At 32.4% G+C, this 12793-nt stretch carries 14 protein-coding genes; 5 read left to right on the top strand and 9 right to left on the bottom strand.

The window, feature by feature from the left end:
• Positions 1–618 precede the first annotated feature (618 nt).
• The 6 genes from J8M14_RS11225 to J8M14_RS11250 form a co-directional block, all read right to left on the bottom strand.
• A complete protein-coding gene (locus J8M14_RS11225) occupies positions 619–894 on the bottom strand; it encodes an ATP-dependent Clp protease adaptor ClpS (RefSeq protein ID WP_211074707.1) in 276 nt (91 codons plus the stop codon).
• Between the two features lie 62 nt (positions 895–956).
• A complete protein-coding gene (prmA, locus tag J8M14_RS11230) occupies positions 957–1796 on the bottom strand; it encodes a 50S ribosomal protein L11 methyltransferase (RefSeq protein WP_211074708.1) in 840 nt (279 codons plus the stop codon).
• 100 nt (positions 1797–1896) lie between these two features.
• Entirely contained in the window at positions 1897–2649 is a 753-nt protein-coding gene (gene tpiA, locus J8M14_RS11235) for a triose-phosphate isomerase (protein ID WP_211074709.1), read from the bottom strand.
• 59 nt (positions 2650–2708) lie between these two features.
• Positions 2709–3782: an ABC transporter permease gene (locus J8M14_RS11240; RefSeq protein ID WP_211074710.1), complete on the bottom strand. Its 1074-nt coding sequence runs from the start codon at positions 3780–3782 to the stop codon at positions 2709–2711.
• Between the two features lie 3 nt (positions 3783–3785).
• A complete protein-coding gene (locus tag J8M14_RS11245; RefSeq protein ID WP_211074711.1) occupies positions 3786–5450 on the bottom strand; it encodes a BT_3928 family protein in 1665 nt (554 codons plus the stop codon).
• A gap of 96 nt (positions 5451–5546) precedes the next feature.
• A complete protein-coding gene (locus J8M14_RS11250; protein WP_211074712.1) occupies positions 5547–6095 on the bottom strand; it encodes a DUF1599 domain-containing protein in 549 nt (182 codons plus the stop codon).
• Between the two features lie 80 nt (positions 6096–6175).
• Between J8M14_RS11250 and folP the strand changes: the two genes are divergently transcribed.
• The 3 genes from folP to J8M14_RS11265 all read left to right on the top strand — a co-directional run bounded on the left by folP (position 6176) and on the right by J8M14_RS11265 (position 8656).
• Entirely contained in the window at positions 6176–7000 is an 825-nt protein-coding gene (gene folP / locus J8M14_RS11255) for a dihydropteroate synthase (protein ID WP_211074713.1), read from the top strand.
• A gap of 103 nt (positions 7001–7103) precedes the next feature.
• On the top strand, positions 7104–7880 hold the full coding sequence (locus J8M14_RS11260; RefSeq protein WP_211074714.1) for a diadenylate cyclase: 777 nt from the start codon (positions 7104–7106) through the stop codon (positions 7878–7880).
• Positions 7880–8656 (top strand): DUF3667 domain-containing protein, encoded by a 777-nt coding sequence (locus tag J8M14_RS11265; RefSeq protein WP_211074715.1) that lies wholly within the window; start codon positions 7880–7882, stop codon positions 8654–8656. Before J8M14_RS11260 ends, J8M14_RS11265 begins: the two co-directional genes overlap by 1 nt.
• On the opposite strand, the gene J8M14_RS11270 is transcribed toward J8M14_RS11265, so the two are convergent.
• Together J8M14_RS11270 and truA are read right to left on the bottom strand one after the other, a co-directional pair.
• Positions 8653–10425, bottom strand: coding sequence for an ABC transporter ATP-binding protein (locus J8M14_RS11270; RefSeq protein WP_211074716.1), 1773 nt, complete (start codon positions 10423–10425; stop codon positions 8653–8655). The two genes, J8M14_RS11265 and J8M14_RS11270, sit on opposite strands and share 4 nt — an antisense overlap.
• On the bottom strand, positions 10426–11169 hold the full coding sequence (gene truA, locus J8M14_RS11275; RefSeq protein ID WP_211074717.1) for a tRNA pseudouridine(38-40) synthase TruA: 744 nt from the start codon (positions 11167–11169) through the stop codon (positions 10426–10428).
• A gap of 115 nt (positions 11170–11284) precedes the next feature.
• On the opposite strand from truA, the gene J8M14_RS11280 reads away from it, so the two are divergent.
• Complete coding sequence (locus J8M14_RS11280) at positions 11285–11779, top strand: metallophosphoesterase family protein (protein ID WP_211074718.1); 495 nt, start codon at positions 11285–11287, stop codon at positions 11777–11779.
• A 187-nt stretch (positions 11780–11966) separates the two neighbouring features.
• Here J8M14_RS11280 and J8M14_RS11285 read toward each other — a convergent pair whose 3' ends face one another.
• The gene (locus tag J8M14_RS11285) at positions 11967–12377 is read right to left on the bottom strand and encodes a DUF4293 domain-containing protein (RefSeq protein ID WP_211074719.1); all 411 of its coding nucleotides are present in this window, start codon (positions 12375–12377) and stop codon (positions 11967–11969) included.
• Between the two features lie 199 nt (positions 12378–12576).
• On the opposite strand from J8M14_RS11285, the gene J8M14_RS11290 reads away from it, so the two are divergent.
• The coding region (locus tag J8M14_RS11290) for a Rho termination factor N-terminal domain-containing protein (RefSeq protein WP_211074720.1) at positions 12577–12793 on the top strand (217 nt) is incomplete at its 3' end.

Genomic DNA, 12793 nt, shown 5'->3' on the forward strand with positions numbered 1-12793 from the left:
TTTAACAAGTTGAGTTTGTGTAGTTACAAACCAAAATAAACACAAGGTTTACTTTGGATTCAATTATATTAAAGCTTTGAACTTAAAAAAATTGAACGCTGAAGATATGATATTTTTTTCTAAATATCAGTTAATTTTTTAAACTATTCTTTCCATAAAAGACAAAATCATAAGATTAATTCAAAGAAAAAGACTAAACACAAAAAAGTATGCACTTTAAATTTATCAAAAAAACCGATAAAATACACAAGTAATTTTATAAACTAGAAGGTAATATCTTTCAAAATATCCTAATAATCTACTTGTAAGATAAATCTTAAAGTATATTGTATAAAAAACAAGATTTGAAGATTTTTCTTACAATTCAAAAAATATAAATTATACTCCCTGAAATATGATATAATTCACATATTTTTTATAATTGTTAAATAAATAACATATATAAAACCGATTTTTACAAAAAAAACCATTCAAAAGCTATATAAAAATGACCAATAGGTATTACTAAAAAAACATTTTTAGGTTCTTCATCGTGATTTATTTAGAGAACAACGAAACGAGCATAAAACAAAAAAACTCAACAAAAGTTGAGTTTTTTTCTATATACATATAATTTCTTTAAACGATTTCTGCACTTAAGCCTGCCTGAAGTAGTTTAGAGCATCTAGGAACTAATTCTTCGTAAACTCCTGATTTAACGGTACATTTTCCTTTATAATGTACCAACAAAGCACATTGCTCTGCCTGTATAGGTGTGTGTTCACAAGTATAAATTAATGTCTCTATAACGTGATCAAATGTATTTACATCATCATTATATAATACAATCTCATTATTACTTTGATCTACTGTTTTCTCTAAAACTTCTTCCTGAATTTTTTCCTGAGTACTCATGGCTCATTACTTTTTACATTACAAATATAACAGTTTAGTACAATAATAACGATCTAAAGGCATTATTTTAACTCATAAGAAGCTGCTATCCAGTTATTTCTATTTATATAGTTTATAAACTGCAAATTATGTTTTTTACATTCTTCTGTAATCATATTTAGATCTTCGCTATAAAAACCACTTAAAAACAGCTCCCCATTTGGGTTTAGACAACTTGCATATACCGAAATATCGTTTAGCAATACATTACGATTAATATTAGCAATAACTACATCATATTTTTTTCGTTGAAGCAGTGAAGCATCACCTTCAAACGCTTTAATATTATTACAATTATTACGCTCTACATTTTCCATTGTATTTAGATAACACCAATTATCAATATCAATAGCTTCTATGGAACCTGCTCCTCTCATTTCTGACAAAATAGCCAAAACACCTGTTCCGCACCCCATATCCAAAACCTTTTTATCCTTTAAATCAGCTTTAAGCAAATGCTGAATCATCATATGAGTTGTTTCGTGATGTCCGGTACCAAAAGACATCTTGGGCTCAATAACAATATCAAACTGCGTATCCGGTTTTTCATGAAATGGTGCTCTAACGGTACATATATCATCCACCACAATCGGGTTGAAATTCTTTTCCCACTCGGTATTCCAATTGATCTGTTCGATTTCCTCAAAGGAGTAATCAATACTAAACTCACCAGAGGTCAACACATGAATATCATTTAAGATCGCCTCATTCCAGTCTTCTTCTCGAATAAAAGCATTGACTCCTTCTTCAGTCTCTACAAAGCTTTCGAATCCTGCGTATCCTAATTCTGCAATCAAGATTTCTGATGTAGGCTGAAGTGGATTAACTTTAAAATAATATCCCAGATATTTAGTGTTTGACATAAGGTTGTTTTTATAGTACAAATGTACTATTTTACTAATCAAAAAAGCATCCTGATTTTAGGATGCTTTCTTATATATTCTTTATTTATTCTATTCTTCCTTAAATCGCCTTTGCAATAGCTGCAAAGCTTTCTGCATCTAAAGAAGCTCCTCCAATCAAACCTCCATCTACATCTGGCTTAGCAAAGATTTCAACAGCATTATTTGGTTTTACACTTCCTCCATACAAAATAGAAACCTCATCAGCTACTGTAGCATCAAATGCTTTTTCAATCGTACTACGAATAAAAGCGTGCATCTCTTGAGCCTGTTCTGGACTTGCCGTCTCTCCGGTACCTATAGCCCAAACTGGTTCATATGCTAGAACTATGTTTTTCCAATTGGCAGCATCAATATGAAAAAGACCGTTTTTCAGCTGACTTTCTACAACATTAAAATGATTATCACTCTTGCGGTCATCCAACTCTTCTCCAAAGCAAAAAATCACTTTGATACCATGTTTTAACGCAGTATTTACTTTTTCTACCAATAATGCATCTGTTTCTCCAAAATAAGCTCTACGTTCACTATGTCCTAAAATCACAGTTTTTACTCCTATATCCTTTAGCATATCAGCAGATATTTCACCTGTGTACGCTCCGTTTTCTGCTTGATGCATATTTTGCGCAGCAACTTTTACACCTGAACCTTTTAATGCTTCTGAAGCTGAATATAAATTCACATATGTAGGTGCTACAACAATTTCTGCTTCAGATACTCCGGCCAGTTGAGCTTTTAATTCCGAAAGCAAAACCTTAGTATCAGACAGGTTTTTATTCATTTTCCAGTTTCCGGCTACAATTTTTTTTCTCATTAATCTAAAATTTTATGTTTTGGTTTAAAGTATGGTTAACTCATTATGTAAAGAAAGCTTCAGACCCTAATTCTTGGATCCAACCATCCATAAATAATATCGACAAATATATTGATAACAATGAACATAGTAGCTATTACAATAACAGAACCCATAATTATAGGTAAGTCTAAAGTATTTAATGCATCTACGATCTCTTTACCTAATCCATTCCATCCAAAGATGTATTCCACAAAAACTGCACCAGCAAGTAGTGAAGCAAACCATCCGGAAATTGCTGTTACGACAGGGTTTAAAGAGTTTTTTAAAGCATGTCTTCTAATAATTTGAAACATCGAAAGCCCTTTTGCTTTTGCCGTGCGGATATAATCCTGAGTCATTACTTCTAATAGAGAATTACGCATGAGCTGAGTAATTACTGCTAATGGTCTAATTCCTAATACAATTGCTGGTAATATCAGGTTTTTCCATTGTATATAACTTCCTGATCCAAAATCATCTACTTCATACAAACTGCCTGTCATATTTAGATTTGTATACTCGTGCAACACATAACCAAAAAGCCACGCAAAAATAATCGCGCTAAAAAAAGAAGGAAGACTCATTCCTAATGTACTTAACAACTGAATCAACTTATCAGTCCATTGATCTTTGGTTAAAGCGCTTATTACACCTAAAACAATACCCAGACATATTGCAATAAAGATAGCCGAAACAGCAAGTACTGCTGTATTGGGGAGCGTTTCGCTAATGACTTCACTAACTTTTTTTCCATTCTTCTGAAAAGATTCTCGCATATAAGGAAACTTAATTACCCCAACAGTATTTCCTATTGTAAATAATTTTATTGCAGAGTACTTTTTAGTAGTAAAGTATGAAAAATCTTCTTCGTCTAAACTATGAAAGGAAATCGGTGATAAATCATTTAGATAGTGTCTGTATTGCGTAGTAATAGGTTGATCAAAACCATATTTTTTTCTAACATTTTTCAACTGTTCTTCGCTCTCATTTTGACCTAACATCATCTGTGCAGGATCACCAGGAAGTAGAGTAAAAAGCAAAAAGATCACTGTTACTACACCTAATAAAGTAAGTAATGCATAGCTTAGTTTGGTAATGAGGTAGCTGAACATAAGTTATTGAACGTTTTTATCGAGCTTTTTGATTTCTTCAATAGTATATACTTTATAATCCACTCCCAGTAAATGTTTACAGGATTGTTCTATAGTTTCTTGTAATCCTATCTGCTGTCTTCTCTCATTAACGAATTCAGGATCTCTTATAGGCCATATTATCGGAATTGGATTTTTGCTTTCGGCATTTAATGTTATGTTTTGAGTACCATATATTTGTTCTTTACCTTGTTCCATCAAATATCGATCTTCCATAATTGCAACAAGTACTTGCTCTAGCTCCCCTTTTTCTCCAGCTTTCTTAAAAAGGGGAAAATGTTTTCCTATTTTATCAGAATGATAAATCACCGACCAAGCAACTGCATTAGTTGCACCTCCTACCAAAGATTTACCCGGATATCCATATTTTTCAAAAACCTTTTCAATAAAAATAGTATTCGTACTATCTATCACTACTTGTTCTTCCCAAGAAATATCACCAGCATCTCTACCCGCTTGATCCAATTTCATAATGCTATCTAGCTGTGCTTTTAATTTTAAATTAATCCTTGGTTTAGAAGGCTCTACCTTTTCTAGCGTAAGATCATCGGCATCATTCCAATGTAGTTTATCTACTATAGTTCCTTTCTTTAATTGTATAATACCTGGATTGGAACGAAGAATGGTTTTCAAAGCTGTTTCATCTGTAGTATAGAAATCGAAATCTAGACTATACTGCTGTTTAATTTGTGATATTGTTATTGGAGTTGAAGCGGTAAGTCCAATCACATCATAACCCTGAGCCATGGCATTATCAGTAAATTCTTTAATCCTGCTTAGTCCTTCGGCTTCACTTTTGGACAGATTATACATTATAATTGCTATCACATTTTCTTTTTCGAGATACTCTGTGGTGTAATCATTTCCATTCTTTTCTATAGAAAAATCGTGAATTGGTGGTGCATAACCTTCTTCTACAACTTCAGTCTCTACGTCGATATAAGTTCCTCCTTCTACAGTAGGATATTCTCCGTTAGTAGTAATAATTTTTTCTTCACCATTAACATTAAATTTCCAATGATAATCAAACACAGCTTTTGGAGCGTCTTCGGGAACTTCCATACCCTTCTGAATATTAGTTCCGATCTTATAAGCTCTGAAATCAAATGTTGGTAGATGCATCAATACGTGATAAGCAAACGCCAGACAGGCTGTAAAACTCATAAAAACAATCCATTTATGAGATGCAGCTGGCAGAATTGGCGTGATATGCTTTCTTCCAAAGAATAGAACCAAAATCAAAACAAGAAGAATAATGTCTTTGGTAAATGACTCCCAAGGAGTGAGCGGCAATGCATCTCCAAAACACCCACAGTCTGTTACTTTATTAAAATATGCTGAATAAAACGTAAGAAACGTAAAAAATACAATCATTAGTAGCAATGACCAAACTGTAAATTTAGGCAGATATCCTAAAATTAAAGTTATTCCTAAAATCACTTCAAAAATAACTAAAAATACCGCCAGTAATAAAGCTACCGGGATGAGAAACTCCATATTCAAAACACCTTCGCTGAAATATTCTTGTAACTTATATGAAAAACCTAACGGATCATTAAGCTTAACAAATCCTGAAAACAAAAAAAGTGCTGCTACAAATATTCTCGAAAAATGAACAAGTATTTTCATCTATATATAATTGTTGTTTTAGATATCACAAAAAAATTAAAGCAATATAAGGGGCTTTGGATTTTAGTACTTTTAATTTAACAGTATTTTAAACTTCTACACATCAATTGCTTCTCCTAAATGAATCATTGCAAATACTGCATAATTAATCATATCCTGGTAATTAGCATCAATTCCCTCGCTAACGATAGTTTTACCTTTATTATCTTCAATCTGTTTTACACGAAGCAATTTCTGAATAATTAAATCAGTCAAAGAACTCACTCGCATATCTCTCCATGCTTCTCCATAATCATGGTTTTTATTCATCATCAGCGTTTTCGTAATATTGATATGCTTATTATACAAATCGGCTGCCTCATCGGGAGATAAATCCGGCTGTTCTGCAATTCCTTTTTCAATCTGTATCAATGCCATGATACTGTAATTAATAATCCCAATAAACTCAGGCACTTCTCCTTCATCAACTTTTCGAACTTCATTTTCCTGAAGGCTTCTAATTCGTTGTGCTTTGATAAAAATCTGATCTGTTAAAGAAGGTAACCTAAGAATTCTCCAGGCACTACCATAATCTTTCATTTTTTTGATATAAAGATCGCGGCATTTACTAATCACGGCGTCATATTGTGTAGACGTATCTTGCATAAAACTGTTGAATTTTGCGTAAATTTCGCTTTAATATGGCAATTATACCAAATAAAAGCTAAAAAACTGTATTCCTACAAATGACCATTAACTGCAAAGGCTCATTAATTGACCTATCAACTCCTAGAGTTATGGGGATTCTAAACTTAACTCCAGATTCATTTTATGATGGCGGAAAGTATAAAGATGAAAAACAGATTCTCGATAAAGTCGAAAGAATGTTGTCTGAAGAAGCTACTTTTATTGATCTTGGCGGGTATTCTTCAAGGCCTGGAGCACAGGATATTACTAAAAGTGAAGAGCTTACCCGAATATTACCAGTCGTAGAATTATTGATGAAAAAATTTCCTAACATATTACTCTCGATTGACACCTTTAGAAGTGATATTGCAAAACCCTGTATTGAAGCTGGAGCTGCTATTGTTAATGATATTTCGGCAGGAAACTTGGATCCAAAAATGATTCCTACAGTTGGTAAACTTAAGGTTCCATATATCATGATGCATATGAAAGGTAATCCACAGACTATGAAATCAATGGATCACTATGATGACCTGATTAAGGAAATACAATTATATTTTTCAGCAAAAGTAGCTGAGGCTAGAAAAGCTGGCATTAGCGACATCATAATTGATCCTGGATTTGGTTTTGCCAAAAATATAACTCAAAATTTTGAGCTACTACAAAAGCTTTATCTTTTAAAATTTCAGGACTTACCTATTTTAGCGGGAGTTTCTAGAAAGTCAATGATTTACAAAACCCTAAACAACACTCCTTCAGAATCACTTAATGGAACTACAAGTTTAAACACTATAGCATTATTAAATGGAGCTTCTATATTACGTGTCCATGATGTAAAAGAAGCTGTAGAATGCATTAAACTAGTTAGGACATACCAGAAGTAATTCGTTTTTTTATCAAAAAGACCTCTTATACTACTTCTGTTTTTAGTGAGTTTTAAAAAACAGGGTTTCGCTAATTTTTATATTTTTACAAAAAACCCAGCATTTGGATTTAATAAATCTTAGAATACTCGACATATTAGATATTGTATTAGTGGCTTTACTTCTTTACTATATCTATAAGTTGGTTAAGGGAACCGCAGCAATAAACATCTTTATCGGTATAGTAATGATCTATCTGGTATGGAAACTCACTCAGTTTCTGGCTATGGAGATGTTAAGTGGTGTTTTAGGCGAATTTATTGCGGTAGGAATGTTTGTTCTTATTGTTGTTTTTCAGCAAGAGATACGAAGATTTTTACTAATGATTGGCTCTACAAATATTGGAAAGCGACGTAATTTCTTAAGGCAATTAAAAATTATTAGAGATACTACTGAAGAAACCCTAACCGATATAGAAGCAATTATTAATGCTTGTGAGCATATGGGTAAAACTCATACTGGAGCTTTAATAGTAATCAAAAGAAATACATCTTTAGATTTTGTAAAAACCTCAGGTGACAGCATGGACATTGTGGTAAATACACCGATTATAGAAAGCATTTTTTATAAAAACAGCCCACTACACGATGGAGCCATGATTATAGAAGACAATAGAATTCTTGCTACACGTGTTATCCTGCCAGTAACCAATGAAAGAGATATGCCTCTTCGGTTTGGATTACGCCACAGGGCTGCAGCCGGTATCACCGAAAAAACTGATGCATTAGCACTAGTAGTAAGTGAGGAAACCGGGCAAATATCATACATAAAAAATGGGGAGTTTATTATGTATAAAACAAAGGAAGAACTAATTGAGAAAATTAAAAAACACTTGGTTTAATGAGTGAATTATTACCTATCAGTAATTGTAAAAATTGTGACCATCAGATTGAGACTTATAATTTCTGTCCCAACTGCGGAGCAAAAAAAATTAGTAAAAGAATTACATTTAAAAACCTAGCTGCTGAAGTTAGTGAAGTCTATTTTAATGTTGATAATACTTTTTTTAAAACAATTAAAGACTTAACTATAAGACCGCACGAAGTTATTGATGGTTATATTCATGGAATAAGGAAAAAGCATTTAAACGTAGGATCATATTTCTTATTATCTGTAACGTTAGCAGCTATTTTGACTTTTATAAAAGAAAAAGGGTTCAATATTCCATCGGAAGCAGAAAAACTAGAAGAATCATCAAGATTTGCTCAGGTTTTTATTGAAATAACAGAGAAGTTTCCAACATTAGGCTATTTTATATTAATTCCTTTCTATTCAGTGATATCACGATTTATATTTAGAAAGTATAAGAAATATAATTTCACAGAACACATTGTTATCAACTCTTACCTTACTTCACATCTTACAATACTAACTTTTATACCATATATTATAACGTTTAGTCTTGGAGATTATACAGAAGAAAGTAGTTTTATTTTCACCTTAATTCAATTAATATATGCAGCTTTTTTATTTAAGAATTTATATCAAATTAGTTATAAAAAAGTTATTATTAAAGGGCTAGTCGGATGGCTATTAGTTTTTATAATCGTTTTTGGAATTATACTTATTGCTGTTGTTACTAAGAAAATTCTCGAAGGAAATGGTTTTATAAACTAAACCTCCCTCACTTCTGCAAATTGCACCTCATAAAGATTGCGGTAATATCCATTTTCGATTTCCAGAAGCTCTCTATGATTGCCTTGCTCCATAATTTCACCTTGATCCATCACAATGATCTTATCTGCATTTTTGATGGTAGCCAATCGATGCGCAATAACTATTGAGGTTCTGCCTTTAGTAATTTTATCAGTAGCATCCTGTATCAACTCTTCACTATGAGAATCTACTGAAGATGTAGCTTCATCCAATACTAAGACCTCTGGGTTAGTAACATAAGCTCTCAAAAAAGAAATTAGCTGTCTCTGCCCTGATGAAAGCATTACACCTCTCTCCTTTACATTATAATGGTAGCCTTCCGGAAGACTCATAATAAATTCATGTATTCCGATCTCTTTGGCAGCTTCTTGAACCTGCTCCTCAGTTATTTCAGGATTATTAAGTGTGATATTATTCAAAATTGTATCAGCAAACAAAAATACATCCTGTAATACTACAGCTATATGACTTCGTAAAGATTCTAAATCAACTTTTTTGATATCTGTATCATCTATAGAAATAACACCACTATCAATTTCATAAAACCTACTTAATAAATTTATAATCGTTGATTTACCAGCTCCTGTTGCACCAACTATAGCTACAGTTTCTCCGACATTAACATGAAAAGAAATCCCTTTTAAAACCTCTTCTTCTTCGACATAACTAAATCTTACTTTATCAAAAGTTATCCTACCATTAACATTTTCCAGCAATAGCTCTCCATTATTTTCGATTTTAGCATCAGTATCCAAAATTTTAAAGACTCTATTAGCAGCTACCATACCCATCTGTAGTGTGTTAAACTTATCTGCTATTTGGCGTAATGGTCTAAACAAAATCTGAGATAATTGAATAAACTCAATAACAAGACCAAGGGTAATACCATCTAACTCTGCCGCTCTTAATCCTCCAAACCAGACAATAAGACCTATAGCCACAGAACTAGACATCTCTGCTATAGGAAAGAAAATTGAGTTATACCAAACCGTCTTTATCCAGCCTTTTTTATGCTTCTCATTAATTTCTTTAAAATTTGCGTATTCAGTTTCTTCCCTAGCAAAAAGCTGAACAATTTTCATGCCTGTAATTCGCTCTTGTACAAAAGAATTTAAATTAGAAACCTGGGTTCTTACTTCTTCAAAAGCTGCTTTCATTTTCTTTTGAAAAATTCGAGTTGCATATACTATAACTGGCAAAACTACAAGAACCAAAAGAGTAAGTTGCCAACTCTGATATAACATATACCCCAAAACCACCATCATTTTTAGCAAATCACTAAAAATCATAAACAGTCCTTGACTAAAAATACTAGCAATTGTTTCTATATCGCTAACGGCTCTGGTTACTAGTCTTCCGACTGCAGATTGATCATAATATTGCTTTTTAAAACCAAGCATATGCTTGAACAATTTAACTCTGATATCTCGTATCACTCCCTGACCAAGCCAATTAGCAAAATAAATAAATAAGAATTGTAGAATTACATCAACTAATAACACCCCCAACATGAGAGATATAAAATACACCAACAATTCTTGATCCTGAGGAACAATAGTCCTGTCGATGGTTTGCCTAAGAAGATAAGGCCTAAGGATTGCGAACACAGATAACAATACGGCTGAAAACCCTATCAGATAAAAAGTCAAACGATAAGGATTAGTAAACGTAATCAATCGCCTGAATAATTTAAAATCAAAAGCTTTACCCTTATTATTCTTTTCTGCCATCTATCTAATTATTGTTTTTGGATATGTTACCGAAGTTAAATAAAGTCCACAAGCAGGAACTGAATACCCGGCTTGACTACGATCTTCACTTCTAATTATAGCTACCAAATCTTCCCTGATTAGTTTACCTTCTCCTATCTCTATTAATGTCCCTACTATGGCTCTTACCATATTTCTTAAAAATCGATTAGCCGAAATTTTAAAAACTAATTGATTTCCTTGTCTTTCCCAAATAGCCTCTGTAATAGTGCAATTATACGTTTTTACATCGGTTTTGGACTTGCTAAAACATTTAAAATTAGTATAGTTTAACAGTAATTTAGCAGCATCATTCATTACATCCAAATCTAATGTTTTTTTAAAATAGTATGCCTTATTTATAACAAAAGGATCTTTAGATAAAGTAACATAATATTCATAAGACCTACTCAGCGCATCAAATCTAGCATGTGCATCATCTTTTACATCATAAACCTTTTGTATGGCAATCTCAGGAGGCAAAATAGAATTGAGTTTGTATTTTAATTGATCCGTTTCAATATCTTTTTTATAATCAAAATGCGCCATAATTTGTTTAGCATGAACACCTGTATCTGTTCGTCCGGCACCAACGATTTCAACTTTTTCTCGCAGTAAAGTTGACAATGAATCTTCCAGAACTTCTTGGATCGTAATCGCATTAGGTTGTCTCTGCCATCCGTGATACGGAGTTCCATCATAAGAAAGTTCTAAAAAGTACCTCAAAGTATTATATTTTTGCACAAAACTGAAAACAAATATAGTTTTTAAAATAAAGATACCTGTTACAATATGGTTTCTGTTTTCTTATTATGTGATAAATGATTTTTATAGAATATATATGAAAAAAATATTACTGCTTAGCGATACACATAGCTATATTGATGATCGCATTTTACATTATGTAAATGAAGCGGATGAAGTATGGCACGCCGGCGATATTGGGGATCTAAAAGTTACAGATGCTATTGAAAAACTTAAGCCCCTACGGGCGGTATATGGCAATATTGATGATGATAAAGTGAGAGTTGCGTATCCACTAGATCAAAGATTTACTTGTGAAGGCGTTACAGTATGGATTACGCATATTGGTGGATACCCACCTAAATATAACATCAATACCAGAGATGAGATCAAATCTAACCCTCCTAAATTATTTATTTGCGGACACTCACACATCTTAAAAGTAATTCCTGACAACAAAAATGGATTGTTACATATGAATCCAGGCGCTGCAGGAAAACATGGGTTTCATAAAGTAAGAACAATGCTTAGATTTACTTTAGATTCAGGTAAAATTGAAAACCTAGAAGTTATTGAACTAGGAAAAAAGTAGATGAGACAAAATGATTTCTAGTATTTTTTTTCAAAAAACCATTAAATAGATCCTACTTTACTAAGATATCAATTCAACCATCAGATTTCAATACGGTAGTATTTTAAAAACTAAAATATTATTAATATAAAACCCGGAGTTGGCATACTCCGGGTTTTAACGCACTAATACTACTAAGATGTTAGGTTTATCGTAATCGGTCAACCGATTTTACAAGATTCTCATCCTTTTTAATAGCCCTATTGGCCATCACTAATAAAACGATAGAAATAATAGGAATGATCATCCCAATACCTTTCTCAGAAACATAAGTCTCTCCAGATACCGTTGGAGACCAATAAACAAATACTCCTAGTAAAATAAAGTTTAATATTATATTGATACGCCCCAATACAAATTGAAGCTTTCTATTCTTAAATAAAAAAATGGAAATTAACGCTAAAATAGCAGATCCAATAAACATCCCCATAAGAAAAGGCTTTGTAATCATATAAAGAGCTTCTTTATCAACACCAGTTCCATAAGGTAAATATATCCAGAGCACACCTGCAATCCCTGCAGTTAATAGTAAATATACGGTTTGAATTCTCTGTAACATTACAACTTTTTCTTAACGGATAGCAAAAATAAGAGTTTCTTTTCATAAATATGTTTAAAAAACAAAAATAAAATCGTATACTTGCACCACAAAATACGTAATCTATTCAAAATTAGATTACTTACCTTCAAAATAAAATTTTCCTAGATTTCTTCTTTCGAAAATTTATACCTAAACGTAAATTATACAACAAATTTAAATGTTAGAGATTTCTGAATTAAAAGCGAAAAAGCTTCCTGAATTGCAGGAAATTGCAAAAGCCTTAAATGTGCCTAAGTTTCGCACTATGAAAAAGCTTGACTTAGTGTATCAAATTTTAGATCACCAGGCAGCAAATCCAAGCCAAGTAAAACAAGCGGTTACAGAGGAACCGGCAGAAAAAAAAGCTCCTGCAAACGACAACCCAAAAACTAACA

It is taken from the genome of Aquimarina sp. MMG016 (assembly GCF_018100805.1).
Classification (GTDB): Bacteria; Bacteroidota; Bacteroidia; order Flavobacteriales; family Flavobacteriaceae; genus Aquimarina.